This window comes from Streptococcus sp. 2018037, from assembly GCF_019754195.1.
GTDB classification, from domain to species: domain Bacteria; phylum Bacillota; class Bacilli; order Lactobacillales; family Streptococcaceae; genus Streptococcus; species Streptococcus hashimotonensis.
This window is the reverse complement of record NZ_JAIJZQ010000005.1, coordinates 40,289-64,785: the sequence shown is the minus strand read 5'-3', so window position 1 is coordinate 64,785 and position 24,497 is coordinate 40,289. Positions and strand designations below refer to the sequence as shown.

The window sequence follows — 24,497 nt, the reverse complement described above, 5'->3', positions numbered from 1 at the left end:
TTCACAGCTGATAGGCGAAGAAATTCCACTCAACTACTGCGAAAATAAAAGTAAAAACTGGGGTTTGTTACTCCAGTTCTTTGATGTTATGAGGAAATTATGAGTATTTTAGAAGTAAAGAATTTGAGTCATGGTTTTGGTGACCGCGCGATTTTTGAGAATGTCTCCTTCCGTCTCTTGAAAGGGGAGCATATCGGTCTTGTCGGTGCCAATGGTGAAGGGAAATCGACCTTCATGTCTATCGTGACAGGTCAGTTGCAGCCAGATGAAGGCAAGGTTGAATGGTCACGTTATGTAACAGCAGGTTATTTAGACCAGCATGCTAAACTAGAAAAAGGTCAATCAGTCCGTGATGTCTTGCGGACAGCATTCGATGAACTCTTCAAGACAGAAGCTCGTATCAATGATATTTATATGTCTATGGCAGAAGAGGGAGCCGATATGGATGCCCTCATGGAAGAGGTTGGCGAATTGCAAGACCGTCTGGAAAGCCGTGATTTCTATACGCTTGATGCCAAGATTGACGAAGTAGCGCGTGCCCTTGGTGTCATGGACTATGGCATGGACAAGGACGTGACGGAGTTATCAGGTGGCCAACGGACTAAAGTTCTTTTGGCAAAATTGCTCTTGGAAAAGCCTGACATCTTGCTACTGGATGAGCCGACTAACTATCTAGATGCCGAACATATCGACTGGCTCAAACGCTACTTGCAGAACTATGAGAATGCCTTTGTCTTGATTTCGCACGACATTCCTTTCTTGAATGATGTGATTAACATTGTCTACCATGTGGAAAATCAGCTTTTGACTCGCTACACAGGTGATTACTACCAATTCCAAGAAGTCCATGCTATGAAGCGGGCTCAGTTGGAGGCTGCCTATGAGCGCCAGCAGAAGGAGATCGCAGATTTGCAGGACTTCGTTAACCGTAACAAGGCCCGAGTTGCAACTCGAAACATGGCCATGTCTCGTCAGAAGAAGCTGGACAAGATGGAGATTATTGAGCTTCAAGCAGAGAAACCAAAGCCATCATTTGATTTCAAAATGGCTCGAACTCCAAGTCGCTTTATCTTCCAAACGACTGATTTGGAAATTGGTTATGACCGTGTATTGACACGTAAACCGCTCAATTTGACCTTTGAACGCAACCAGAAGATTGCCATTGTCGGTGCCAACGGTATCGGTAAATCTACTCTTCTTAAAAGTTTGCTGGGGATTATTCCACCGCTGGGCGGTTCTGTGGAGCGCGGGGAGTATCTGGAACTAGGCTATTTCGAGCAAGAAGTAGCTGGCGGCAATCGTCAGACCCCGCTGGAAGCCGTTTGGGATGCCTTTCCAGCCCTTAACCAGGCAGAAGTACGAGCCGCCTTGGCTCGTTGTGGTCTGACTTCCAAGCATATCGAAAGCCAAATTCAAGTTCTTTCAGGTGGTGAACAGGCAAAAGTTCGCTTCTGTCTGCTCATGAACCGTGAAAATAATGTCCTGGTCCTTGACGAGCCGACTAACCACTTGGATGTGGATGCCAAGGATGAACTCAAACGTGCCCTTCAAGCCTACAAGGGCTCCATCCTCATGGTCTGCCACGAGCCTGATTTCTATGAAGGCTGGGTGGACGATGTATGGGATTTTAATGAATTGACTTAAGGAACAAGCTATCGAAAGGTAGCTTTTTCTTTGTGCTTATACTATAATAGAATGAGCATGGTAAAGGAGGTAAAAATATGAAAAGAATAGAACGAGGTCAGATTTGCTAGGCCTCTCCAGAGGAGATAAGAATGACAGATTATGTAAACTACAATCAAGAACGTTGGAATCGAGTTTCAGCTAGGCAGGGAAATGGCTATACAATTCCGCTCAGTCCTGAGGAATTTGAAAAGTCAAAAGCAAATCCCCTGGCAGTTTCCCTGACGGTTGGAAAGATGGTGCCGCTTGACTGGTTTGAAAAGGCCCAAGGCAAGAAATTGTTGGGTCTGGCCTGTGGTGGCGGGCAACAGGGGCCGATATTTGCGGCTCACGGTTACCAAACGACCATTATGGATTTTTCCAAGGAACAGCTAGAAAAGGATCGGCTGATTGCGGAGCGGGAAAATCTGGATTTGGAAATTATTCAGGCAGATATGACCCAAGCCTTTCCCTTTGAAGACGAGAGTTTTGACATCATTTTTTGCCCTGTTTCAAATGTTTATATCGAAGACTTAGAAACTATGTGGCGGGAATCCTATCGGGTCTTGAAAAAAGGTGGACTGCTCATGGTCGGTTACATGAACCCTTGGATTTATATCTTTGATGCTGATGATGTTTGGGAGCATCCAGACAGAGCATTGGTTCCAATGTACAGCCTACCTTTCAATGCACGACAATTAGAAGAAACAGGACAAATTACAATTGACCCAGAATATGGCTATGAATTTAGCCACACCTTAGAAGAACAGATTGCTGGGCAATTACGAGCTGGTTTTGCCATGATTGATTTTTATGAATCCAAAGACAGTCGCAATCGCTTGACTCAATTTGCCTCAGATTACATAGCGAATTTATCGATAAAGTGGTAGAAACAAGCCACCGAAAGATGTCCTTTTTAACTCAGTAGGTAAAGTTGAAATGATTGTGCAAGATTTTTCAGGCTTCCGCTGTGTAATATCTCATTTTTTATGCTATTGACCAACCTTCGTTTTTCTGCTATGATTGAAAAATGTTTGTTTGGAGGTAAATGAGTGAATAAAATAATATCTGTATGGAAAAAAATGAATTTAATCCGAAAAATCGGAATTGGTGTTGTTTTGGGAGTGTTACTAGGCTTAATTGCTCCAAAAATAACGGTCATTGCTCTCTTTGGTAGTCTATTTGTAGGAGCATTGAAGGCTATAGCCCCTCTTTTGGTTCTGACACTAGTTGCACATGCTCTATCACAAGCTCCTGCTGGTCAAAAATCGAATATGAGGACAGTTATCTGCCTGTATCTATTTGGCACTTTTGCTGCGGCCTTCATTGCTGTAGGAGCAAGCTATTTATTCCCTATTAAATTGGTTCTTTCTACTACAACGACTACGGACATTACTCCTCCACAAGGGATTGCTGAAGTATTCCAAGACCTCTTGTTGAAGGTCGTTGACAATCCAATCAATGCACTTGCAACGGCTAATTATATTGGTGTTTTGACATGGGCGGCAGTGTTTGGCTTGGCCTTTCGTCATGCAAGCAAGACAACCAAAGATTTATTGCAATCTGCTGCGGAAGTGACTTCTAAAGTTGTAGGCTGGATTATTAGTCTGGCACCATTTGGTATCATGGGCTTGGTTTTCGATACCATTGCAAATAATGGTCTGACAGCTTTAAAAGACTATGGTTTACTGCTCTTACTTTTGGTTGGAAGCATGATTTTTGTCGCGCTTGTTGTCAATCCCTTGATTGCTTTTCTTGTAATGAAGAAAAATCCTTACCCGCTGGTATTTGAATGTCTTCGGGTTAGTGGGGTTACGGCGTTTTTTACAAGAAGTTCAGCAGCTAATATCCCTGTCAATATGCAGCTCTGCAAACGTTTAGGAGTGGATCCAGATACATACTCAGTATCTATTCCGCTCGGTGCCACAATTAATATGGCTGGCGCGGCTATTACGATTAATATTTTAACAATGGCAGCTGTTCATACACTTGGCATCAGTGTTGATTTCAGCTCAGCTCTTCTTTTATCCGTTGTTGCATCACTATCAGCAGCAGGAGCATCTGGGGTAGCAGGTGGCTCGCTTCTCCTCATCCCAGTAGCATGTAGTCTTTTTGGCATTCCAAATGAGTTAGCCATGCAAGTAGTTGGAGTCGGATTTGTGGTCGGAGTGATTCAGGACTCTTGTGAAACAGCCCTCAACTCATCAACCGATGTTTTGTTTACAGTTGTAGCAGAACGATCTGCTTGGAAAAAATAGAAAGAAGTTGGGAGACCAACTTTTTTTCTTCGCTTTACTTCTGAAATCTCTTTCATTTTGTGATAAAATAGACTTACTTTAATCTAGTCTTTTGGTTCACTTTTATTACTAGCTTCAAAGGTTCGGGGAACCTTTGAAGGTCGGAGATGAAACAAACGAAGTTTGTGTCAACAGCCGCAGGCATAACTGAAGTACGGCAAAACGAGTTCAAATAATGATGAAATTATTTGAAGTTGGAAATAGGGAAACGAAGTTTCCACTTGCGTCGACGTAATAAAAGATAAACCAAATGACGATACTGAAAAGGAGAAATTATGACAGTAAATTTTAGAGCAGAGTTTGACAAACGCAAAGATGAGTTTCTTGCGGACCTCTTTGACCTCCTCCGCATCAATTCCGAGCGTGACGACAGCCAGGCAGATGCCCAGCATCCATTTGGACCAGGACCAGTGCGTGCCTTGGACAAGTTCCTGGAAATCGCTCAGCGTGATGGTTACCCAACCAAGAACGTTGACAACTACGCAGGTCACTTTGAGTTTGGCGAGGGCGAAGAAGTCCTCGGTATCTTCGGTCACTTGGACGTGGTGCCAGCAGGTAGCGGTTGGAACACCGACCCGTACGAGCCGCAAATCATCGACGGCAAGCTCTTTGCCCGCGGATCCTCTGACGATAAGGGACCGACCATGGCTTGTTACTACGGCTTGAAAATCATCAAGGAGCTGGGTCTTCCGACTTCGAAAAAAGTCCGCTTCATCGTCGGTACCGACGAAGAGTCGGGCTGGGCAGACATGGATTACTACTTCGAGCATGTCGGCCTACCCCTGCCAGATTTCGGATTTTCTCCAGATGCTGAGTTCCCGATTATCAACGGCGAAAAGGGCAATATCACAGCTTATCTTCATTTTGCGGGGGAAAATAGCGGAGCTGCTAAGCTGCATTCCTTCGCAGGCGGTTTGCGTGAGAACATGGTGCCTGAGTCTGCGACAGCGATTATCTCTGGCGACCTAGCAGACCTGGACAGCAAGTTGGCAGCATTCACAGCCACTTACGGCCTAAAAGCTGACGCGGAAAAACTTGAAAACGGACAAGTACAAGTGACCGTCATCGGAAAATCAGCCCACGGTTCAACCCCAGAAGAAGGTGTCAACGGAGCAACCTACTTGGCAAAATTCCTCAGCCAATTCGCCTTTGACGGAGCAGCCAAAGCCTATCTTGACTTGGCAGGACAATTCCTTCTGGAAGACCATGACGCTAAGAAACTCGGCGTAGCCATTTACGATGAGCAAATGGGTGCCCTTTCTATGAACGCAGGTGTCTTTAAGTTTGATGAAACCTCATCTGACAACACCATTGCCCTCAACTTCCGTTATCCAAAAAATACCAACCCAGAAACCATCAAGGCTGGTTTGGAAAAACTGGGCGTGGAAGCTGTCAGCCTGTCTGAGCATGGTCATACTCCACATTATTGCCCAATCGATGACCCAATGGTTGCGACCCTCTTGTCTGTTTATGAAAAACACACAGGTTTGAAAGGTCACGAACAAGTGATCGGTGGCGGAACATTCGGACGCTTGCTCAAACGTGGTGTTGCCTACGGAGCTATGTTCCCAGGCGATGTCAACACTATGCACCAAGCCAACGAATTTATCGAAGTCGAGCAACTCTACCGCGCCGCTGCCATTTACGCAGAAGCTATTTATGAATTGATCAAATAGTACGAACCCATATTTACAGTACAGCACTTTTATCTAAGGCTAGTTTTTCAGCTACTCATCGTTCGTTTTTTGGGAGTGAGAAAGAACTCGATTGGTCTCAAAACGAGTTCGTCAACAAATTTTCGTTTCAAGTTGTTGACCTGAAACAGTCTATCACCAGACTGTTTCACTCCCACCCCCGCACAGCTCCAACAGTCAGAGTAGTGACTGTCGTAGAGGTCGGATTTGGAGTGTAAAACACGGAGTGCAGAGATTTGCTTCACAAATCCTATCTCCAACCTTTAACAGTCCACTGGACTGTTAAACCCAATCAACCACTGCGCTGAGATGTTGATACAAACTCTGAGAAGTGGGGCTGGTCTTGAGCCCAGCCCCAAAAAACTGCCTTGATTAGCGAAAAACTATCTCTTATATCAAAGTACTTTACTTGTGAATACGGGTTCATATCAAGACGGGGATGCCCGTCTTTTTTAGGAGGAAATATGGAACTGAAAGAACTCACACTTGCAGATATGGAAATGGTCAAAGAGTTGTTCTTATCTGTATTTAGTCAGGAGCCTTGGAATGATGACTGGTTTGATAAGGGACAATTAGACCGTTACATAGGTGATTTACTAGAGCACCCCAGAGCACTTTGTTTTGGATTGCTTGACCAAGGTAGCCTCATTGCCCTTTCTCTAGGGCACATTCGCTACTGGTATGAGGGGACCGAATACCGTATTGAAGAGCTCTGTATTGCTCGCAACGACCAAGGACGAGGAATTGGTAAGGACTTTCTAAAAAGAATTGAGGAGCAGTTGATTGAGAGAAAGATTGTTCATATTCTCCCGCAAACTGAACGCAATGTACCAGCTTTTTCCTTCTATAAAAAATGTGGTTTTCATGCCCTGGAAGAAGATGTGACGATGTTCAAGAAAGTAGGACGTCATGGAACTTGCTGATATTCGTCAGGCGATTATGAAGGATGCAGCTAATCAAGCTTTTACGAATCAGGGAATAGTTCCGCTTTTCCAAGCACCGTCTACTGCAAAAATCCTCATTATTGGACAGGCACCGGGATTAAAAACACAAGAAAAAGGTCGCTTATTTGATGATGCTAGTGGAGAGAATCTTCGCAAATGGTTGGGAGTAGATAGGGAATTCTTCTATGAATCTCGCTATTTTGCTATTCTTCCTATGGATTTCTATTATCCAGGAAAAGGGAAGTCTGGGGATTTGCCGCCTCGTAAGGATTTTGCGCCCAAATGGCACCCGCTCATTATGAAGCAACTACCCCAGATTGAGCTGACCTTGTTGATTGGTAAGTATGCCCAGGACTATTATTTAGGAGAATCCCATAGGACTGTGACCGAGAGAGTGGAGAATGCAGGTGTTTACCTACCCACCTATTTTCCCCTACCTCATCCATCGCCAAGGAACAATATCTGGCAAGCTAAACATCCTTGGTTTGTTGAACAGACTCTACCGTTACTGAAAAACAACATAAATATATTGTTGGGAAAATGATAATATGATATAATTGTATATATATACCTAACAAATTTTTCTTATCTTTGTTCATCGAAGGAGGTGTTCTGATGAGAAAATGGAAAAAAATTATCATCGGCTGTTTCGCTATTCTAACGGTTTGCTTGCTATTTGCACCCACACTAGCTAGAGCAAATCAGATTCCAGACCGACCCACAGGTACAACGGTAGTGGATGAGACGCAGTTACTCTCGAGTGAGACCATTGCAGAAATTGATCAACTCAATCGAAATTGGGCAAGCACCGAGCAAGCTTTACAGGTTGGTGTTTATGTAACAGAAAGTCTGTCCAGTGATATTGAAAGTTTGGCTAATGAAACCTTTCGTCACTGGCAGGTCGGTTTTGCAGGAACGGACAATGGAGTTCTTTTAGTGGTTGCCATAGCTGACAGAGCATTTCGGATAGAAACCTCAGACAATGCTGCCACAGTCATCACGGATGTAGAAGCCAAGGATATTCTAGAGAATGCAAGAGAATTCTTTCGACAGGAAGACTACAGTAGAGGAATTTCCTATATCGTCAACTCCATTGGGGATAGATTTTATGGCACAAGCATTGGTAAAAATCAGTTAGCTGCTATAGAAGAAGGTACAAGTGAGGAGGGTGACGGATTCTGGCTGTTTCTCGTAGTTATTCTGATCGCTATCCTATTTGGTATCATTGACAAATCTAGTCGTGGTGGTGGACCAGGTAATCTACTCTGGATGCTGGTTGATGACCATCATCACTATCACAATCATCACTCGTCTAATTCCTCATCGTCTAGTTTTGGCGGAGGTAGTTGGTCAGGTGGTGGAGGCGGCGGTGGCGGAGCCTCTTCTGGATGGTAAGGCATCGTATAGGGCTTCTGATAGTTGTTTGCTTTTTTACGAATATTTAATCGTAGTTAGAAAGGAAATCTTATGAAAAAGAAATGGTTGGTCATCCTCATACCAGTCCTAGCTCTGCTGTTTTTAGGAATGGGAGCAGTTGGGCAATACAATGGCTTAGTTGACAGTTATGCTGAGGTTGAAAATGCGCAAGCCAATGTAGACACACAGTTGCAACGTCGCTATGACTTGATACCTAATGTAGTCACAGCTGTCAAAGGCGCCATGGAACACGAGGAAGAAATATTTACTGCTATTGCAGAAGCGCGTGCTAAAATTGGTTCCAGTCAACAGGGAACGAGTGACTATAATCAAGCTCAAAGTCAGCTAGATGCTGCAGTATCTAGATTGTTGGTAGTGGCTGAGAATTATCCTCAATTGACAGCCAACCAACAGGTATCAGACCTGATTACAGAGCTTGAAGGTACGGAAAATCGGATACTGGTAGCCCGTAAAGACTATAATGCGGTGGCAACTACCTACAATAAAAAAATCAAGCGGTTCCCGACCTCCATCTATGCAGGTCTATTCGGATATGAAAAAGTAGAGCTCTTCCAAGCAACAAATGATGCAGCGACGACTGTACCAAGTGTTGATTTGAGTGATAAGGAATGAAGGAGATAAATATGGACTTTGGATTTGATATATTGGCAATTATGATACCAATTATTGTTGTTGTACTATTTGTTTTATTGTTTGTATGTGGTTATGTGTCGGCTAAGCCTAACGAAGCGATTGTCATTACCGGCTTGGGTAAACCTCGGACCTTAATTGGCCGTTCTGGTTTTATGATTCCCTTTATTGAAAAACGCTCCTATATCTCTATTGAGCAGTTTTCAACAGATGTGCAGACCACAGATTTTGTACCAACTCTTGATTTTATCAACGTAAAAGCTGATGCGGTCGTAAAAGTAAAGGTTGGGGTATCCGATGAATTGCTCAATGCGGCAGCTCAAAACTTCCTTAACTGGAAAACTGCAGATATTTCTGCCTCTATTCAAGATGTCTTGGAAGGAAATCTGCGTGAAATCATTGGCCAGATGGAACTGCGTGACATGGTCAATAACCGCCAGGCTTTTGCAGAAAAAGTCCAATCCAACGCGGCTCCTGACTTGGCTAAAATGGGGCTGGAAATCATTGCCTTTACGGTTCAATCCTTCACAGATGACAACGATGTCATTAAAAACCTAGGTATTGACAATATTGTGACCATCCAGAAGGATGCCGCAAATGCTCGTGCCAAAGCAGAGCGGGAACAAGCAGAAGTCCGTGCCCGTGAGGATAAGGCGGCTAATGATGCGCGTGTTGCTGCAGACTTAGAAATCGCCAAGAAACAGAATGAACTAGCTATTGAGCAAGCTAATCTAAAACGTCAGTCAGATGTCCAACTGGCACAGGCAAACGCAGCCTATGGCATTGAGGAGCAAGCTCAACGGAAAGAAATCGAGCGTGCAACTGCTGAAGCCAATATTGTCAAGCAACAAAAAGAAGCAGAAGTAAAAGCAGAGGAAGTTAAGGTCCGTGAACAAGAGCTCTCAGCTACTATCCGCAAACAGGCAGAGGCAGAAAAATATGCTCGCCAGCAAGCTGCAGAAGCAGATTTGATTGAACGTCAACGCAAGGCAGAAGCAGAACTCTACGAAACGCAGCGTGAGGCGGAAGCTCAAAAAGCGCGTGCAGAAGCTGCTAAGTATGCTGCGGAGCAAGAAGCGGCAGGTATTGAGGCTAAAGGACGTGCCGAAGCAGAAGCCATCCGTTTGAAACTCGAAGCAGAGGCAGAAGGTCTTAGCAAGAAGGCGGATGCCATGGCCAAGTTCAACGATGCAGCGGTGACTGAAATGGTGGTTAATGTTCTTCCAGAAATCGCCAAGAATATTGCAGCACCACTTGGAAATGTTGATAAGATTACCATGTACGGCGAAGGGAATACCTCAAAAATGGTAGGAGACCTGATGACGACCATGGACAAGACAACAGAAGGTCTAGGCCTCAATGTCCGTGATTTAATCAGCGCAACCCTAACTGGTCGTGCTATGTCAACAGGTTTACTGGCTGCCCAAGAAACAAAAGAAGCGGAAGGGGACAAATAAAAATAATAAGCAGTTGGAAGAGATGGGTGACTGAGTAGGTTTACACCATCATTTCCATCGCATGATTGTTTTTAGAAATGAAAATGTTTAGAAACAGTAAAAAAAGTAAGTTGTTTATACAAAAAATAAATGAACTATTATCTGATTCAGAATTAAAGTTGAGCAAAGCATTGAAATTCCAGTTGTTGGAAGCAATGGAGTTGTGTGAAAAAGGAGTAAGATTAGCTATCTTTCCTATAAAATTTATCCATTGGTATTGGAAGAACTAGCTTTGAGTAGGATTCAATCGGATAAATTAAAGATGTTTAAGCGCTATTTAGAGCAAGAAAGGTGGAAATATTATTTTGGTTCTGCTTTGGGAATGGCGTTTACTTCGATTAGATAGTGGTTCCGAGGATTTGTAAGTACATTGATTGTGCTATGCAACTTCGATAGAATATGCGAAAGTCCCAAGAAAGAGTAATCTTGGGACTTTTACAATCTTTGATTGAGATTCGTTTTTGTTTATCAGTCATTTACCCACACCCCGCTGACATAATCCTCAGATAGAATGGTTTGACTTAAAACTTTTTTTGCTTGCCAGTCATAGATGAGTGCCTTACCAGCCAGAATCAATAATAATCTATTACCGTCTAGTTGGCGGACATGGTCAATATAATAAGGACGAGGATTAAGCTCGTCTAGACGATGATAGCTCTCTTGACCTGTTTGGGTATTATAAATGGTGAAAGAGATTGCGGATAGCCAATCACTTTCGTGCTCAATGAATAATAGGTTATCTTCCTTGAGTGGTTGGATGCTTCCTGGTGTAGGCTGTGATAAGGTTATGGAGGAAAATGTACGTGTCTTTGTATTAAAGGTCAAAATATCATAGGAAGTCTCAATATCCTTGTAATCTAAAGCATGGTGACTAGTGATTGGAAGATAGAGTGTACCCTTTGCAAGGAGTCCTTCATGAGTTACTAGATTTTTGTCATATTCGACTATATCTGATGTTGTAAAGCTTGTTTTATCAATGATATAGAGAACATTTTTTTGAGAATCTGATTGACCAGTGGTTATTTGATTGCCGTTTAAATAAATGAATGTATCATCTGCATAGACATATGGAAGTGGGAAAAAATCATCATCTAGTTTTAATTGATTTTTTAATTTGAACGTATTATCAAACTGCGATAAGGCATGGAAAGGACCTGCTGTATAAAAATGTTGCCCATCAGCTCCGCTGATGTAGGTAGCGTATTTGCTTGGCTTACGAAGAATTTCTCCTGTTTTGAAATCAATAGAAACCAAATTGTCATTGGTAAATTTCTGCTGGTCATTGGCAAAAACTAAAGATTGATTGTCTAGAATGTGGTTTTTTCCAGAGCCGAAATAGTTGTCCGAATTCATTTTTTGAGTGTGAATGAGCTTTGGTTGGTCATTAGATAATTGAAAGGCTTCGATTTTACCTGGATAAACGAGATAGAAGTCAGCATTTGAATCGAGTTCTACTTTGGCGTGCTGATAGGTTTCCAATTTCCAAGCGATAAAGGAAAAAATAAGGCAAAAAGCGGCAAGTAAAGCGATTATCATTTTTTTCATAGGGTAAGCCTCCTTTCTATTCATAGTATAGTTTATTTTTTAGAGAAGGACAAGTTTTAATCTGTTAATATACAAAAAGTGTGCAAAAACTGAACCTTTCATCTTCAATCACAATTTGAATCATTAAAAATAGCTTAGAATCACGGTTTCTTACGACGTAATTCTAAGCTATTTTCTATTTTTAAGACTTGCTAGCCTCTTCTTATTTTCCAAGACAGAATTGGCTAAAGAGTTGGGTGATGAGTTCATCTGGAGCAGCATCACCAGTGATTTCTCCTAAAATCTGCCAACAGCGTGTCAGGTCAACCTGTAACAAGTCTACTGGCATGCCCATTTCCAGCCCATCGTTGACAGCTTGTAGGCTTTGGACGGCTTGCTCAATCAGGGAAATATGACGAGAATTGGAGAGGTAGGTGGCATCTTGCTCTACCAGACCAGCATTTTCAAAGAAGAGCTGGTTGATTTTTTCTTCGATTTGGTCGATATTCTGGTTTTTCAAGACGGAAATGCGAATGACATCCTCGGGCAGTTGGTCTGCTTCAATCTGCTCTTCCAGGTCGGTCTTGTTGAGTAGGACGATACGGTTGGCCAAATCGGAAATGGCTAGGAGATTGCGGTCTTGCTCGGTCAGTGGTTCGGATGCGTTGAGGACTAGCAGGATGAGGTCGGCCTCCTCAAGGGCTTTTTTAGACCGTTCCACACCGATTTTTTCAACGATGTCATCTGTTTCACGGATACCTGCGGTATCAATCAGCTTGAGGGGGACACCTTTGATGTTGACGTATTCTTCGATAATGTCGCGGGTTGTTCCTGCGATGTCTGTAACGATGGCTTTCTCTTCGCGGAGAAGATTATTGAGCAGGCTGGATTTTCCCACATTTGGACGACCGATAATAGCGGTCGCGATGCCTTCACGCAGGATTTTTCCACGGCGGGCAGTGCGGAGGAGATTTTCCAAAAGGGCTTGGAACTGGAGGGTTTTCTCGCGGACCAGCTCTGTCGTCGCCTCCTCGACGTCGTCGTACTCAGGGTAGTCGATGTTGACCTCGACCTGTGCCAGTGTGTTGAGAATCTCCTGACGGGTGTCGTTGATGAGCTGGGAAAGGGAGCCGTCAAGCTGGCGGACGGCATTGTGCATGGCCTTGTCGGTCTTGGCACGGATGACATCCATGACGGCCTCGGCCTGGGTCAAATCCACACGGTCGTTGAGAAAGGCACGCTTGGTAAACTCGCCTGGCTCAGCCATTCGAGCACCTTGGCGAATCAGGAGCTGGAGGATTTCGTTGGTAACGGCGATGCCTCCGTGGGTGTTAATCTCAATGATATCTTCGCGGGTGAAGGTCTTTGGGGAACGCATGACACCCAGCATGACCTCGTCAAGCACTTGCCCTGTCGCAGGGTCAATAATGTGGCCATAGTTGAGGCTGTGGCTAGGAACAGTCGCCAAATCCTTGCCCTTGAAAACCTTGCTGGCAATAGCAAATGCATCCGTCCCAGACAGGCGGACAATCCCGATAGCCCCCTCACCGAGAGGAGTTGAAATGGCAGTTATTGTATCGAATTCTTTGGTAATCATTTTAGTCCTTTTATATAGCGTATTTACAAGGCTTTGCCCCAAATTCGCCCCAATTTTTTTAAAAAAGTGTTTTGATTTTGTCGAAATCAGCAATCTCTTTTTCTTTGAGTAAGTGCGAATATGTGTTGAGTGTGATGGTCGGGTCTTTATGTCCGATTAACTTTGATATAGTCAGTACCTCAATGCCGTTCGTTAGCAGGTAGCTTACATAGGTATGGCGGAGGGAATGGATATGGACAGACCTACCGATGAGGGTTTTTAATCGCTTGTTTAGGTATACATGGGCATTGGCTGGAAACAAACGGTTAAATTCATTCTCTTGCCATCGGTGGGCTTTATAATCTTGTAGCAGTTCTATTGTACCATTATCTAACGGAACTGTCCTAACAGACTGCTGATTTTTTGTGGGAGCAAATCCGTCTTGATTGTATATGTTCCAAGTCTTGTTTATTGACAATTGGCAGTTTTCAAAATCAATATCGTCCCAGGTTAAGCCCATTGATTCGCCGACCCGCATACCCGTTACTGCTAGTAAGTATATTTGTAACTGACGGTGTTCGTAGGGGTTTTCTTTGGTATACTCAATGAGATTTAGATACTCTGTTTGAGTCAGGAATTTCTTATCCAGCGGGCTTGGCTCGATGTCAGAGTTTACCTTTGCCAATTCAGCAAAGTTGATTTTTATCAATCTATCCATGACAGCATACTTGGCACAGGATTTGATTTTAGCGTGTATCAGTCGCAGTGTGGACTTGCGGTAGTGTTTGCCCATCTCATTCAATGTGGCTTGATAGCTGGATGGTGTGATGTCGATGATTTTGATTTCTTGGAAGTAGCGATTGATTGCAGCGGTGGCAGTTTCATAGTGTTTGAGCGTACCAGCAGATACAGATGGTGCTCGGTGGATTTTGTACCACTTTTCAAAGTATGCGACAAGGGTAATCTGCTTATCTTCCACAATTCCGTCAGATAGTTCCATTTCGGTTTGGGATGCCGCTTGTACAGCCTCCGCCTTAGTTCTATACCCCGACTTGGATTTCTGCTTATATGAGCCGTCTGGAGCTTTGTAGGAGATACGATATTCCCAGCCATTTTCTCTCTTTCGGAAATATGCCATGTTGATTTTACCCCTTTCTTTTGATAAAATGGGCATAAGAAAAGACTTGCCCAAAAAGGCAATTTTTCTTATACGGTTTGCCTCATGCTCTCCAGTCGCCAAACACGGAGCGTGAGGTTTTTTTATTTTAGTTTCTTTCTAGCGTACTCTATTCGCTTGTAAAATACATCTTTCCACATATCACCGCCATAGAGTGGCTGTTTATCTTTGAGGAAACGCTCGCAGATTTCAATCTCTTTTTCGTATTCTTTCAAACCTCGATAGTTTATGGCGATTCTTTCAAATAACGGGGCAGACCCCATAAACTCATCATTTTCAGATAGTGGCAGTAGCAGTGAATTTGAGTCCAGGTATTTCTTTTCCTTGGATAACTTTTCCCCAGCATTGAAAATGGTATTTAGTTTCTTTGCTTTGTCATCTACTGACATTCTTTGTCTGAGTTCCTTAGCACCTTCGGTATCACCTATTTTTTTGAGATATTCAGCATACTCATTTTGCCATAATCGGTGATTTTCAAGATTTTGTTTGCTATCCTCATCACTTACCCACCCTTTTTTGTGTAGCTCAATGATATGTCGGTTTTGGGAGATAGTATCTTTACCTAATTCAGTAACAGTATAGTTTGCCGTGGCTAGTGAAACCTTAATTAGTTTGGTAATTCTCAAATCGGGTCTATCAACACCATAATTTCTTGATAGATGAATTGGGTACTTTTTGACATCACCACCTAATCTATCAACAACCCATAGAAAAATTAAATCTGAGATAAGTATCTCCGTTCCAGGTACAGGGTCATTTGCCCACTCATACACATCATCATAGCTAAAGTTTGGATAGTACCTGCCGTTGACTCTGTAAGGTTTCTTCATCGGTGGTTGTGGTACAGCTTTTTGGATTGATGGCTTTGAAGTTGGTGTGAGTTTTTTGAACAAGCTAAAAATTCCCATATTATATCCTTTCCTTATCCAACTAAATTATAAAACTCTTCAATAATCATCTCTTGTCCCCACGAAGTAGAGATATTATGAAGTTGTGCAAATTGCAACCAATTAAAACTATACACATCATTATCATTTAGATAATCTTTTATCAGTTCACGAACCATAAATCTATCAGCTTCATTTTCATATTGCAATAGCAATCTATGGTAGTGTTCTGGATTGTGATTGATATGTCCCAATTCGTGTAAAATAACCTTTTCGCGCTCTTTTGTAGATAGATTAGCGTTGACATATATTGTCCGTAAATCTGGAAAATATAAGCCATCACGTTCCCACATATCTCCATGAAAAACAAAAAGGGTGACCTGAAATTCATCTAGTAGTTCATTTATTTTCACCGCCAGTCACTCCTATTGACAATTTTATAATCTGTTCAATTTTATACACATCTTCATCTGATAATGGTTTTCCATCAAACAACACAACGCGATTTTGTAAATTAGATAAATCTACTTCTTTTCCATCTGGAGTTGTATAGAGTTTTGGATTGTCAGTCCTGCCTAATAAATAATCAGTGGATACGTTGAAGTAGTCAGCTATCTCAGCTAATCGTTCAGCATTAGGTTTTTTGGTTTTTAAGTTATAGATGGTATTTCGGCTGTATCCTAGTCTTTCTTCTAATTTATTGATTGAAATACCTTGCTTATCGGCTAATTCCTTTATCTTTTCAAACGTTGGAAACATTGTTTTATCAACCTTTCTAAGAGATTGACAAAAAATATTGAAACAAATTGATTAAAATTCTTGACAAAATTTAATCAATAGATTACAATAGTTTTTGTAAATGATTGAGTTAGTGAAAAACGAAGTCAAAAACATTCTAAAATTAAATATAACACGGTCGCCAAACTGTATTAATAAATGATTAGAAGTGTTCTAAACGTTGTTTTTATTATGCTTATATTTTAATCAATAGATTGTTAGATGTCAAGCATTTTATAAAAAATTCTAACTCTTTCACTTACACGTTGAGAGAAAGGAGATAATATATGCCAAATTCAAATAGCGGACGTCAAAAAATCTTGGATTATCTAGACGAAAACAATATCACTATGACGACGCTTGCTGTCCAGTATGGGATGGTACGTCAGGATGTCACTAATATCTTGAACGGTAAGCTAAAAAATCCACAAGCAAATCGTTTCATTGCTCGTGTGATTGAAGATTTTAAGATTAGGTAGGAGGTTAATGATGGAGGAAACAATAACCATTTCAAGAACGGAGTTAGAATTGATGATTGCAGATGCGATTGCTAGAAATACTCTTCCAAGGAAAAAGAAAGATTACAGAGATGTTCATATTACATATTCTGACATAGAGAAAGTTAACAAACAATTTCCAAATATTTCTAAATTGCTAAGTCGTAGATTTTCTTCTCAAATTACAGATTTACCATCTAAAGAAGAGATACGTTTTGGCTTGAGTGTTCCAAATTATATTTATACAAGACGTAGATTTTCAAGTGGAATTGAAAACTATGTACATCATAAGCTCTATATATCTTCTGTTCAAGAATTACTTAGAGGCCTATCGTTAGCGATTATGGGAGCATCAATAATTAAGGATTTAGATGATGATGAGTTCGAATATTCATTAGAAATTTATAATGAATTTAAAAATCTATTTCTTAAACTATATGAGGAACGATTGGTAGCTGAAGAAAGTATCTTGGAAAATATGAAAGAAAATTAGGTAGGAGGCAGTTTTTGAGTGAATCAAAAAAAGCACCTAGGGCGGCAACCCGTAAGGTACTTGCTAAAAATTATTTACTCAATTATACCATAAAAATGAATGATTTAGATGATATTCAAGAACTTTTATTAGCAAATTGGCAACGGAAGTTTCACCCATTAAGTGAGGTATTGATTAACAGCCTAGTCGGGCTAAGTCTATATGATACGCTTACGGTTTTGGCTATGGCTAGAAAGGGACATTATGGATGACATTGCTGAAAGCCTCATTTCACGGTTTATCAGTCAGCTCAAAGCACGGTTGATAGAAGTGTTTGAGGTATTTGATATTGAAATGGCACTACCATTGGTACTCAATGGCAAACAGTGCAAGAAGTTGCTGGGGATTTACAACGATGATAAGTTCCAAGAAGTGACCAACTTGCCAGGTTTTCCAAAAATTGCTGAAAGAGGCAAACACCCACGCTATCCAAGGGATGCCGTTCGTGAATGGGTCAAAGAAAATTGGAGGTTATTGGCTTAATGAAATATATCTTTCACAAATACGCATGAAAATTATACCTCGATGAACAATGCTTTTTTGCAAGATGATAGGTTGAGCTTGCAGGCAAAAGGATTGCTTGCGACTATACTAACCAATAAATCAGACTGGCGTATCTATGTTGGAGAACTTGAAAAAAGGTCAACCAACGGTAGGGATGCTCACAGAAAAGCATACCGAGAGTTACAGAATACAGGTTATATACGAGTTGTTAAAAAAAGTGATGGGAAACACGGTGTACAAACTTTCGTATTTGCTCAAGATACCCCTATCACAGATAGCTATTTTGAGTATATCAAGGATAGGTTAGAAAAAGAGTTATCCACAACTGAAAAAGAGTAAAAACCCTTTTTACTGAAAATCCAAAAGTTGGAAAACCCTTTTTACTGAAAATCCATTTTATGGAAAAACCAAAAGTTGGAAAACCCACCACTAATAAATACTAACTATATAACAAGTACTAATATTAAACAATCTAAGCCTTACGGCACTAACAGTCAATAATGACTAATTAACAACAAACTAATAGTAAATATAAATAAAAAGACAAGAGAGTTATCCACAGGAGGAAATCAAAATGACAAAAAAATATGAACTTGTCCTAGACGATACAATCAGCTTTTGGGGCTGGAAATTATTTCGTATTCGTGCCTTGATTAGCTTTGGCAGTGTTGAGGTAGGCGATTTAGGCGGATATATCCAAAAAGAGGAAAATTTAAGCCATGATGACAATGCCTGGGTATCGGGCAATGCCGAAGTATGGGGCAATGCCAAAGTATGGGGCGATGCCAAAGTATGGGGCGATGCCAAAGTATCGGGCAATGCCAAAGTATCGGGCAATGCCTGGGTATCGGGCAATGCCGAAGTATGGGGCAATGCCAAAGTATGGGGCGATGCCAAAGTATGGGGCGATGCCAAAGTATCGGGCAATGCCAAAGTATCGGGCAATGCCTGGGTATCGGGCAATGCCAAAGTATGGGGCAATGCCAAAGTATGGGGCGATGCCAAAGTATGGGGCGATGCCAAAGTATCGGGCAATGCCGAAGTATGGGGCGATGCCAAAGTATCGGGCAATGCCGAAGTATGGGGCAATGCCAAAGTATGGGGCGATGCCAAAGTATCGGGCAATGCCGAAGTATGGGGCAATGCCGAAGTATGGGGCGATGCCAAAGTATCGGGCAATGCCGAAGTATGGGGCGATGCCAAAGTATCGGGCAATGCCAAAGTATGGGGCGATGCCAAAGTATGGGGCGATGCCAAAGTATGGGGCGATGCCTGGGTATCGGGTAATGCCGAAGTATCGGAGCTAGGCGATATTATTGTTTTTAAAAATCATTGGTCAAGCGGTCGTCACTTTACTTATACAAAATCCAACAAAATGTGGAAAGTTGGCTGCTTTCATGGTACAGGTCAAGAATTGATTGAAAAAGCATACCATGATAGTGAGAAATCAGGCAATTATTATAAGGCTTATGTTGATTTTGTAGAAACACTAGAACGATTAAGCGAGGAGTAAATTATGGCTGATTTAACTTTTTCAGAGTTGCAACAGAAGATGCAACTAGAAAAAGAACAAAAACAAGGCGTAAAATATCCTTTTCGTACAGCGGAGGACATTTACAACAAATTCAAAAAGCTAGATAGCGGCTGGAGCGTGTCTTTTCCAGAGGATGATATACAGGTCATCAAGGATAAGATTTACTACAAGGCGGTAGCGGTTGCTAGGAGAGAGAGCGACGGCATCGAGCAAAAAGCTGTTGGATGGGCTAGGGAGGAAGATGTACCAGTTTTTCACACTCAAAAAGGGGATGTGAAACAGATGCAAGACCCCCAATGGACTGGAGCGGTTGGCTCTTATGCTAGGAAATATGCCTTACAAGGTCTATTTGCCATAGGTGGTGAAGATGTTGACGAACACCCAGTAGATGAAAATCAAGAACAAGGTCAATCTAACCAGCAACAGCAGCCAACACAGCAGACACAGCAACCTAATCAAGTAAAGTACATTGATAATATCCAGTATCAAGAAATCCTTAAAACTGTTGAAGAATTTGCGACAGTTAAGGGAGCGCCATTTGATACAGTTGCTAATTTTGTATTAAACAAATATCAAATTCAAGATTTCCATCAAGTACCAGTTGATGGCTATAACGTAGTGATGGAATATCTCAACACACAATTTCAAAAAGTGTACCAAAAACAAGGAGTATAGGATATGAAAGATGTAACTTTAAGTGAATTAGATAATATTAAGCCAATTTATGTACCAGGTAAAATCACTCTTGACTTTGAAAGTCTTGACAAAGCAATTACCCTTGCTGTTGCACAGTTGGAAGATAAAAAGATTGATGAGCTTGATTATAAAGAAATCAAGGCACAAATCACACGATATAAAGCCCTTGATGATGGATTAGACGCTGAGCGTAAAAAGATTGCTAAGAATTTCAAAAATCCACTTGATGAATTCGAAGAAAGACTTGAAAAAGCACGCATCCCATTGGGTGTGCTACTAACCAAACTTAGAAAAGTCAGAGATGATATTGATGAGCATAAGCGACAATTACGTTTGGATGTTGTTCGTGCGACATTTGAAAGTAAATGTTATGAGGTGGGTCTTGAAAAGACAACATTCGAGGATAAATACAATAATTTCTCTAATGCTGGACTTTTCAAGACAGGTAAGTATGAACTCAAGAAAGCAACTCTTGATGAAATGGATGCTTTGGTACTTGCGGAATTTGATGCACTTGAGCAGCATAAGGCTAATAAGCAAGCAATCGAGGAACAAGCTCAAGAGTACGATTTGCCAGCAGATGGGTATATCAGACATCTTGAGGATGGTAAGTCACTTGTTGATGTCCTGAAAATCATGAAAACAGACCGTGATGCCATTGCTTTACGCAAAGAGCAACAAGAGGCGCAAGCTAAAGCAGAGGAGGAGCGCAAGGTAGAAATTGAGCGCTTGGCAAAAGAGCAAGCTAACGAAAACATCAAAGCTATTGATACAGAAACTGGGGAAATCATTGAAAATTACCCACCAGAGATTGAGAGTGGAGCAAGATGGGTAGATAGACCACAGACTCAAAACACAGTCCCAGAAGTAGCAAAATTTGAGCCTAGCGAGCCAATAAAAGTCACAATGCTATTAACTTTGCACGGTGGCAAACCGCAACTTGAACAACTCAAAGAGTATCTGGAGGATAACTTTATTAGTTTTGAAACTTTAGGAGGCATCTAATGACATATAAAAAAAGTAATTTGCTTAATTATAGGCAACTTTGGTGGCTTGATAAATTTCTAGCTGGACATAAGGGGTTTATTGCTGGTGGTTGTTTCAAAAATATTTTTAATAATGAGCGTGTTAAAGACTTAGATATTTTCTTTGAAAGCGAAAAAGATTTTTTGGAGGCAAAAAGTTACTATAAGAAACAATTGAAAGAAAATCCTACTGATTGGAGATTTTCTTATGAGAATAAAAGTTGTTGGTCAATCTATTCAGTCAAAGAAAAAGTCCGTCTTGAACTTATTAGAAAAACATACGGAACACCCAAAAATGTTATTTCAAATTTTGATTTTACAATTACAAAATTTGCTTACTACAAGAACTATGAAAATGTAGATGAAGATGATTATATGGCTGTTTTTGAAGTATTATTTCATGAAGATTTTTTTGAGCATCTACACACAAAAAGATTAGTTGTAGATGATAGATTACCTTATCCAGTCAGCACTTTTAACAGACTAATGAGATATGCAAAGTATGGCTATCAACCATGTAGAGAAACAAAAATAAAAATAGTTACAAGTTTAGCAGAGTTGAATCCAGATAATCAAGAGGATTTTGAGGAACAACTAGGCAAAAGCTTATATGAAGGGTTAGATTGATATGACATTTAATGAATTGATTGAAAATGTAAAAGGTTTGTCAACAGCTAAAGGACTTGACAAAGCTGAGCCATTAAAACAGATGTTGAAACTATTTGAAGAATTTGGAGAGTTAAACGCTGGTATTGCCAAAAACAATACTACATTGATAAAAGATAGTATTGGCGATGTGATGGTTGTATTGACGATACTCTGTCAGCAACTTAATCTTGATGCTCGAGAAATATTTTTAACAGCAGACAGCCTTACAATACATCATCCAAAAACACTAGAAGTTGAAGTATTGAGCTTAATAACTGGAGGTTTAATAGGAAAGCTATCGACAGCAATTCTAAATAGAACAAATAGAACTCATGGAATCAAATCAAACTTGATTATACGAGAAATTGTATTAAAGTTACATTTCATATCAAAGTATTACGATTTCACAAAGGAACAATGCTTTGAGACAGCTTGGAATGAAATCAAAGACCGTCAAGGGAAAATGGTGGATGGTGTATTTGTTAAAGCAGCTGACTTAGAGGAGGGGCAATAATGAAAAAGGAGATGTACTATGTATCTGCAAACCATGACAACCTAGATTTGGGCATGAAAATTGAGGCTGAAAATCCTTATATGGCAGCTGTATATTTTGTGTCTAAAATATGGAATGATTTCAGTCTTGATGATGTGATTGTTACAGAAGTTGAGGAGGTAGCAGATGATAAATAACGTTGTTTTAGTAGGGCGACTGACTAGAGATGCTGAATTAAGATATACACCATCAAATGTTGCAGTTGCCACTTTTACCCTTGCAGTAAATCGCCCATTCAAAAATGAAAATGGAGAGCGTGAGGCTGATTTTATTAATTGTGTTATTTGGAGACAAGCGGCAGAAAATCTTGCTAATTGGGCTAAGAAAGGCGCATTGATTGGTATTACAGGCAACATCCAAACACGCCACTATGACAATCAACAAGGGCAGCGCGTGCATGTGACAGAAGTTGTTGTAAGTAGTTTTCAATTATTGGAGAGTCGCAATAGTCAACAAAACCAACAAGGTAATTACCAAAATCAAGGCAACAATTTCCAAAATAGAAACAACCAAGGTTATCAGTCTCCATTTGGAAATCAACAACAAACACCAGATTTTAGCCGTAGCAACCAACAATCATTTTTCCAAGGACAAACTACAAATCCTATGGATATTTCAGATGATGATTTACCTTTCTAGGATTGGAGATTTGAGATGAACAAAGTAAAAGTTGATTTACAATGTCCATATTGTGGGTTTTGTAAGGTTTTGAAAACAGCATCATATAGAAAAGGCATCACATGCCCTACTTGCAAACAGGCAATATTTTTAAGTTGGGCAACTGGTATTGAGGGTGAACTTGACAATCATGGATGTTATTTTCATGCTTACGAGCCTTTCAATATCCGAAAAATCAATCAAGAATTTCAAGATGCTTTTGATGATGCACCATCTAGACACCCTTTTACCATCAGAAATAAGATGAGAGGGTGATAGTGTGCAGAAAATGATAGTATGGGCGCTGTTTGATAGTGGGAATGGCTCATACACTAAAGCTATCAACACGCTTAATAGTTCGGGGGGGCGAAGATTGAAGTATATCCGATAGGAATAGACATCGAAAATAAGAACAATCATTTTATTCCCCTCAATCTTGCTGATTACTCAAGGTTATTTGGAGATAATAAGCTGTTTGATACGCTTGACAAGCTACCAAAGCCAGATTTGATTATTGCTAGCCCGCCTTGTGAAAGTTGGTCGAATGCTAGTGCAATGGCAAATGGTAACGCTTGTTGGAAACAGGAAGATTTATCAGATAGCTTATTTGAGCCTCAAATACCACCTAGCATGTTTACCATTAGGGCGAACAAAGACTATGAGGATGCATATAACAATTATCGGTATGATAGACAATTTATGAAACGTGTGAATGGAGAGCTATGTGCCTTTAACACCATTGAAATTATCAAGCGTTATCAACCTAAATATTGGATAATTGAAAATCCAGCCACAGGGCGATTGTGGAAATATATTGAGGAAATCATAGGATTTCATTTACCCCACAAAAACCCAACACGTTACAACAATTATGATTACCCATTGCAAAAGCCAACCAAGTTTGCAAGCAACCTTTTTCTAAATCTCAATAATGAGATAAATCCAGCAGAGGTTGAGTGGGGTAAATTCTCAAAATCATACAATGAGAGGTCGAACATACCTCAAAAACTACTTTTAGAGATATTTCAGACCGTACTAAACCAATTTGAAAAGGAAAAACAACCATGACATTACTTGAATTAACATTTTTGACCATCGCCCTATTATCTGTTACTTGGATGGCAGTAATTTGGGTTTGGGCTTTGCGACTTGTACGCAAATACAGGGAGCAGGTGGAATACTACCAGCATCCAAATGTACAATGCCAGATTGCACACCATGTACTCAAGCATGACTGGTACAGTAAAGGTAGCGAGGTGTTTAGATGAAACTATTTGACGGTGCAAAACTAAAGCAGATGCGGCTAGATGCCAAACTAACACAGTATGACCTAGCCCCTCTGACCAATATCACACAGACCAGGATAAGTGATATTGAAAGAAATGTGAGGCAGCCATTGCCAAAAGAAGTTGATGCCTTTATGGCAGTATTTGGCAAAACTAAGGCAGATTTTTTATCTGATGAAAGAGAGATAGTCGTTATCTCTGGCACATTCACAAAGACTAAAAAGGATGGAAAGCCACCACATCTCCCTGAATTTCTAGCGGAAACAAGACCCGCTGGCGACCGTGGGGCTACTGGAGCGCTTATTGATACAAAATCAGAACAGCTAGAGCTATTCTCTGGTACAGATGTCCAGCTTGGTAGCGATTTGGCAGGATTTGTACTGATTAGGGCTGATACATACAATGAACTTGTTGAAAGCCAAGCAAAATTGCGACAGTTGCAGTCACTTTTGAAATAGTGGGGT

30 protein-coding genes and 1 pseudogene are annotated in these 24,497 nt (G+C 40.9%); 25 read left to right on the top strand and 6 right to left on the bottom strand.

Annotation, left to right across the window (positions count from 1 at the left end; all coding sequences use genetic code 11):
- Positions 1-99 precede the first annotated feature (99 nt).
- From K5Q29_RS03280 to K5Q29_RS03240, 9 genes are all read left to right on the top strand, one after another.
- Positions 100-1,644, top strand: coding sequence for an ABC-F family ATP-binding cassette domain-containing protein (locus tag K5Q29_RS03280; protein ID WP_009910410.1), 1,545 nt, complete (start codon positions 100-102; stop codon positions 1,642-1,644).
- A 131-nt stretch (positions 1,645-1,775) separates the two neighbouring features.
- Positions 1,776-2,552, top strand: coding sequence for a class I SAM-dependent methyltransferase (locus tag K5Q29_RS03275; RefSeq protein WP_105139778.1), 777 nt, complete (start codon positions 1,776-1,778; stop codon positions 2,550-2,552).
- Positions 2,553-2,744: 192 nt separating this feature from the next.
- Positions 2,745-3,920, top strand: a complete 1,176-nt coding sequence (gene sstT, locus K5Q29_RS03270; RefSeq protein WP_239515183.1) for a serine/threonine transporter SstT — start codon at positions 2,745-2,747, stop codon at positions 3,918-3,920.
- A 314-nt stretch (positions 3,921-4,234) separates the two neighbouring features.
- A complete protein-coding gene (pepV, locus tag K5Q29_RS03265; protein ID WP_105139780.1) occupies positions 4,235-5,635 on the top strand; it encodes a dipeptidase PepV in 1,401 nt (466 codons plus the stop codon).
- A gap of 482 nt (positions 5,636-6,117) precedes the next feature.
- Positions 6,118-6,576: a GNAT family N-acetyltransferase gene (locus K5Q29_RS03260; protein WP_105139781.1), complete on the top strand. Its 459-nt coding sequence runs from the start codon at positions 6,118-6,120 to the stop codon at positions 6,574-6,576.
- Positions 6,563-7,141 (top strand): uracil-DNA glycosylase family protein, encoded by a 579-nt coding sequence (locus K5Q29_RS03255; RefSeq protein ID WP_105139782.1) that lies wholly within the window; start codon positions 6,563-6,565, stop codon positions 7,139-7,141. Before K5Q29_RS03260 ends, K5Q29_RS03255 begins: the two co-directional genes overlap by 14 nt.
- A 71-nt stretch (positions 7,142-7,212) precedes the next feature.
- Positions 7,213-7,992 carry a YgcG family protein gene (locus tag K5Q29_RS03250; protein ID WP_105139783.1) on the top strand — a complete coding sequence of 260 codons (780 nt, stop codon included), beginning with the start codon at positions 7,213-7,215 and terminating at the stop codon, positions 7,990-7,992.
- A 72-nt stretch (positions 7,993-8,064) separates the two neighbouring features.
- Entirely contained in the window at positions 8,065-8,646 is a 582-nt protein-coding gene (locus K5Q29_RS03245) for a LemA family protein (RefSeq protein ID WP_105139784.1), read from the top strand.
- Positions 8,647-8,657: 11 nt separating this feature from the next.
- Positions 8,658-10,121, top strand: a complete 1,464-nt coding sequence (locus K5Q29_RS03240) for a flotillin family protein (RefSeq protein WP_105139785.1) — start codon at positions 8,658-8,660, stop codon at positions 10,119-10,121.
- A 507-nt stretch (positions 10,122-10,628) separates the two neighbouring features.
- Here K5Q29_RS03240 and K5Q29_RS03235 read toward each other — a convergent pair.
- The 6 genes from K5Q29_RS03235 to K5Q29_RS03210 all read right to left on the bottom strand — a co-directional run bounded on the left by K5Q29_RS03235 (position 10,629) and on the right by K5Q29_RS03210 (position 16,083).
- Positions 10,629-11,705: a hypothetical protein gene (locus tag K5Q29_RS03235; RefSeq protein WP_105139786.1), complete on the bottom strand. Its 1,077-nt coding sequence runs from the start codon at positions 11,703-11,705 to the stop codon at positions 10,629-10,631.
- Positions 11,706-11,907: 202 nt separating this feature from the next.
- Entirely contained in the window at positions 11,908-13,281 is a 1,374-nt protein-coding gene (gene mnmE / locus K5Q29_RS03230; protein ID WP_221877003.1) for a tRNA uridine-5-carboxymethylaminomethyl(34) synthesis GTPase MnmE, read from the bottom strand.
- 58 nt (positions 13,282-13,339) lie between these two features.
- A complete protein-coding gene (locus tag K5Q29_RS03225; RefSeq protein WP_221877000.1) occupies positions 13,340-14,398 on the bottom strand; it encodes a site-specific integrase in 1,059 nt (352 codons plus the stop codon).
- A gap of 122 nt (positions 14,399-14,520) precedes the next feature.
- Positions 14,521-15,345 carry a hypothetical protein gene (locus K5Q29_RS03220; protein WP_221876998.1) on the bottom strand — a complete coding sequence of 275 codons (825 nt, stop codon included), beginning with the start codon at positions 15,343-15,345 and terminating at the stop codon, positions 14,521-14,523.
- Positions 15,346-15,359: 14 nt separating this feature from the next.
- Positions 15,360-15,737 carry an ImmA/IrrE family metallo-endopeptidase gene (locus K5Q29_RS03215; protein WP_044768010.1) on the bottom strand — a complete coding sequence of 126 codons (378 nt, stop codon included), beginning with the start codon at positions 15,735-15,737 and terminating at the stop codon, positions 15,360-15,362.
- On the bottom strand, positions 15,724-16,083 hold the full coding sequence (locus K5Q29_RS03210; RefSeq protein WP_024387645.1) for a helix-turn-helix domain-containing protein: 360 nt from the start codon (positions 16,081-16,083) through the stop codon (positions 15,724-15,726). Before K5Q29_RS03210 ends, K5Q29_RS03215 begins: the two co-directional genes overlap by 14 nt.
- Positions 16,084-16,388: 305 nt before the next feature.
- Here K5Q29_RS03210 and K5Q29_RS03205 point away from each other — a divergent pair, with 305 nt between their 5' ends.
- The 16 genes and pseudogenes from K5Q29_RS03205 to K5Q29_RS03130 all read left to right on the top strand — a co-directional run bounded on the left by K5Q29_RS03205 (position 16,389) and on the right by K5Q29_RS03130 (position 24,491).
- Complete coding sequence (locus K5Q29_RS03205; protein WP_074412301.1) at positions 16,389-16,580, top strand: hypothetical protein; 192 nt, start codon at positions 16,389-16,391, stop codon at positions 16,578-16,580.
- 7 nt (positions 16,581-16,587) lie between these two features.
- The gene (locus K5Q29_RS03200) at positions 16,588-17,091 is read left to right on the top strand and encodes a hypothetical protein (protein ID WP_221876996.1); all 504 of its coding nucleotides are present in this window, start codon (positions 16,588-16,590) and stop codon (positions 17,089-17,091) included.
- Positions 17,092-17,105: 14 nt separating this feature from the next.
- Entirely contained in the window at positions 17,106-17,342 is a 237-nt protein-coding gene (locus K5Q29_RS03195; protein ID WP_074389229.1) for a hypothetical protein, read from the top strand.
- Positions 17,335-17,613 (top strand): hypothetical protein, encoded by a 279-nt coding sequence (locus K5Q29_RS03190; protein ID WP_024410610.1) that lies wholly within the window; start codon positions 17,335-17,337, stop codon positions 17,611-17,613. The genes K5Q29_RS03195 and K5Q29_RS03190 overlap by 8 nt, the downstream gene beginning before the upstream one ends.
- Before the next feature lie 42 nt (positions 17,614-17,655).
- Positions 17,656-17,973 (top strand): hypothetical protein, encoded by a 318-nt coding sequence (locus tag K5Q29_RS03185; protein ID WP_016056209.1) that lies wholly within the window; start codon positions 17,656-17,658, stop codon positions 17,971-17,973.
- Between the two features lie 235 nt (positions 17,974-18,208).
- Positions 18,209-19,147, top strand: a complete 939-nt coding sequence (locus K5Q29_RS03180; RefSeq protein ID WP_221876994.1) for a polymer-forming cytoskeletal protein — start codon at positions 18,209-18,211, stop codon at positions 19,145-19,147.
- 3 nt (positions 19,148-19,150) lie between these two features.
- Positions 19,151-19,843 (top strand): ERF family protein, encoded by a 693-nt coding sequence (locus K5Q29_RS03175; RefSeq protein ID WP_221876992.1) that lies wholly within the window; start codon positions 19,151-19,153, stop codon positions 19,841-19,843.
- A 3-nt stretch (positions 19,844-19,846) separates the two neighbouring features.
- Positions 19,847-20,869 carry a DUF1351 domain-containing protein gene (locus tag K5Q29_RS03170; RefSeq protein ID WP_221876990.1) on the top strand — a complete coding sequence of 341 codons (1,023 nt, stop codon included), beginning with the start codon at positions 19,847-19,849 and terminating at the stop codon, positions 20,867-20,869.
- On the top strand, positions 20,869-21,516 hold the full coding sequence (locus K5Q29_RS03165) for a hypothetical protein (RefSeq protein WP_221876988.1): 648 nt from the start codon (positions 20,869-20,871) through the stop codon (positions 21,514-21,516). The genes K5Q29_RS03170 and K5Q29_RS03165 overlap by 1 nt, the downstream gene beginning before the upstream one ends.
- A 1-nt stretch (position 21,517) precedes the next feature.
- Positions 21,518-22,051, top strand: coding sequence for a MazG-like family protein (locus K5Q29_RS03160; protein ID WP_221876986.1), 534 nt, complete (start codon positions 21,518-21,520; stop codon positions 22,049-22,051).
- The gene (locus K5Q29_RS03155) at positions 22,051-22,227 is read left to right on the top strand and encodes a hypothetical protein (RefSeq protein ID WP_170238204.1); all 177 of its coding nucleotides are present in this window, start codon (positions 22,051-22,053) and stop codon (positions 22,225-22,227) included. The genes K5Q29_RS03160 and K5Q29_RS03155 overlap by 1 nt, the downstream gene beginning before the upstream one ends.
- Entirely contained in the window at positions 22,217-22,729 is a 513-nt protein-coding gene (gene ssb, locus K5Q29_RS03150; protein ID WP_221876984.1) for a single-stranded DNA-binding protein, read from the top strand. Before K5Q29_RS03155 ends, ssb begins: the two co-directional genes overlap by 11 nt.
- A 15-nt stretch (positions 22,730-22,744) precedes the next feature.
- Positions 22,745-23,023 carry a hypothetical protein gene (locus tag K5Q29_RS03145; protein WP_221876982.1) on the top strand — a complete coding sequence of 93 codons (279 nt, stop codon included), beginning with the start codon at positions 22,745-22,747 and terminating at the stop codon, positions 23,021-23,023.
- Between the two features lie 13 nt (positions 23,024-23,036).
- A pseudogene (locus tag K5Q29_RS03140) lies at positions 23,037-23,815 on the top strand (DNA methyltransferase).
- A complete protein-coding gene (locus K5Q29_RS03135) occupies positions 23,812-24,015 on the top strand; it encodes a hypothetical protein (protein ID WP_105116283.1) in 204 nt (67 codons plus the stop codon). Before K5Q29_RS03140 ends, K5Q29_RS03135 begins: the two are co-directional and overlap by 4 nt.
- Entirely contained in the window at positions 24,012-24,491 is a 480-nt protein-coding gene (locus K5Q29_RS03130) for a helix-turn-helix domain-containing protein (RefSeq protein ID WP_105116282.1), read from the top strand. The genes K5Q29_RS03135 and K5Q29_RS03130 overlap by 4 nt, the downstream gene beginning before the upstream one ends.
- The last annotated feature ends 6 nt before the right edge of the window (positions 24,492-24,497 follow it).

Coding starts and splice junctions, on each gene's coding strand:
- K5Q29_RS03280 (WP_009910410.1), top strand. CDS start 100: ATGAGTATTTTAGAAGTAAAGAATTTGAGTCATGGTTTTGGTGACCGC.
- K5Q29_RS03275 (WP_105139778.1), top strand. CDS start 1,776: ATGACAGATTATGTAAACTACAATCAAGAACGTTGGAATCGAGTTTCA.
- sstT (WP_239515183.1), top strand. CDS start 2,745: ATGAATTTAATCCGAAAAATCGGAATTGGTGTTGTTTTGGGAGTGTTA.
- pepV (WP_105139780.1), top strand. CDS start 4,235: ATGACAGTAAATTTTAGAGCAGAGTTTGACAAACGCAAAGATGAGTTT.
- K5Q29_RS03260 (WP_105139781.1), top strand. CDS start 6,118: ATGGAACTGAAAGAACTCACACTTGCAGATATGGAAATGGTCAAAGAG.
- K5Q29_RS03255 (WP_105139782.1), top strand. CDS start 6,563: ATGGAACTTGCTGATATTCGTCAGGCGATTATGAAGGATGCAGCTAAT.
- K5Q29_RS03250 (WP_105139783.1), top strand. CDS start 7,213: ATGAGAAAATGGAAAAAAATTATCATCGGCTGTTTCGCTATTCTAACG.
- K5Q29_RS03245 (WP_105139784.1), top strand. CDS start 8,065: ATGAAAAAGAAATGGTTGGTCATCCTCATACCAGTCCTAGCTCTGCTG.
- K5Q29_RS03240 (WP_105139785.1), top strand. CDS start 8,658: ATGGACTTTGGATTTGATATATTGGCAATTATGATACCAATTATTGTT.
- K5Q29_RS03235 (WP_105139786.1), bottom strand. CDS start 11,705: ATGAAAAAAATGATAATCGCTTTACTTGCCGCTTTTTGCCTTATTTTT.
- mnmE (WP_221877003.1), bottom strand. CDS start 13,281: ATGATTACCAAAGAATTCGATACAATAACTGCCATTTCAACTCCTCTC.
- K5Q29_RS03225 (WP_221877000.1), bottom strand. CDS start 14,398: ATGGCATATTTCCGAAAGAGAGAAAATGGCTGGGAATATCGTATCTCC.
- K5Q29_RS03220 (WP_221876998.1), bottom strand. CDS start 15,345: ATGGGAATTTTTAGCTTGTTCAAAAAACTCACACCAACTTCAAAGCCA.
- K5Q29_RS03210 (WP_024387645.1), bottom strand. CDS start 16,083: ATGTTTCCAACGTTTGAAAAGATAAAGGAATTAGCCGATAAGCAAGGT.
- K5Q29_RS03205 (WP_074412301.1), top strand. CDS start 16,389: ATGCCAAATTCAAATAGCGGACGTCAAAAAATCTTGGATTATCTAGAC.
- K5Q29_RS03200 (WP_221876996.1), top strand. CDS start 16,588: ATGATGGAGGAAACAATAACCATTTCAAGAACGGAGTTAGAATTGATG.
- K5Q29_RS03190 (WP_024410610.1), top strand. CDS start 17,335: ATGGATGACATTGCTGAAAGCCTCATTTCACGGTTTATCAGTCAGCTC.
- K5Q29_RS03185 (WP_016056209.1), top strand. CDS start 17,656: ATGAACAATGCTTTTTTGCAAGATGATAGGTTGAGCTTGCAGGCAAAA.
- K5Q29_RS03180 (WP_221876994.1), top strand. CDS start 18,209: ATGACAAAAAAATATGAACTTGTCCTAGACGATACAATCAGCTTTTGG.
- K5Q29_RS03175 (WP_221876992.1), top strand. CDS start 19,151: ATGGCTGATTTAACTTTTTCAGAGTTGCAACAGAAGATGCAACTAGAA.
- K5Q29_RS03170 (WP_221876990.1), top strand. CDS start 19,847: ATGAAAGATGTAACTTTAAGTGAATTAGATAATATTAAGCCAATTTAT.
- K5Q29_RS03165 (WP_221876988.1), top strand. CDS start 20,869: ATGACATATAAAAAAAGTAATTTGCTTAATTATAGGCAACTTTGGTGG.
- K5Q29_RS03160 (WP_221876986.1), top strand. CDS start 21,518: ATGACATTTAATGAATTGATTGAAAATGTAAAAGGTTTGTCAACAGCT.
- K5Q29_RS03155 (WP_170238204.1), top strand. CDS start 22,051: ATGAAAAAGGAGATGTACTATGTATCTGCAAACCATGACAACCTAGAT.
- ssb (WP_221876984.1), top strand. CDS start 22,217: ATGATAAATAACGTTGTTTTAGTAGGGCGACTGACTAGAGATGCTGAA.
- K5Q29_RS03145 (WP_221876982.1), top strand. CDS start 22,745: ATGAACAAAGTAAAAGTTGATTTACAATGTCCATATTGTGGGTTTTGT.
- K5Q29_RS03135 (WP_105116283.1), top strand. CDS start 23,812: ATGACATTACTTGAATTAACATTTTTGACCATCGCCCTATTATCTGTT.
- K5Q29_RS03130 (WP_105116282.1), top strand. CDS start 24,012: ATGAAACTATTTGACGGTGCAAAACTAAAGCAGATGCGGCTAGATGCC.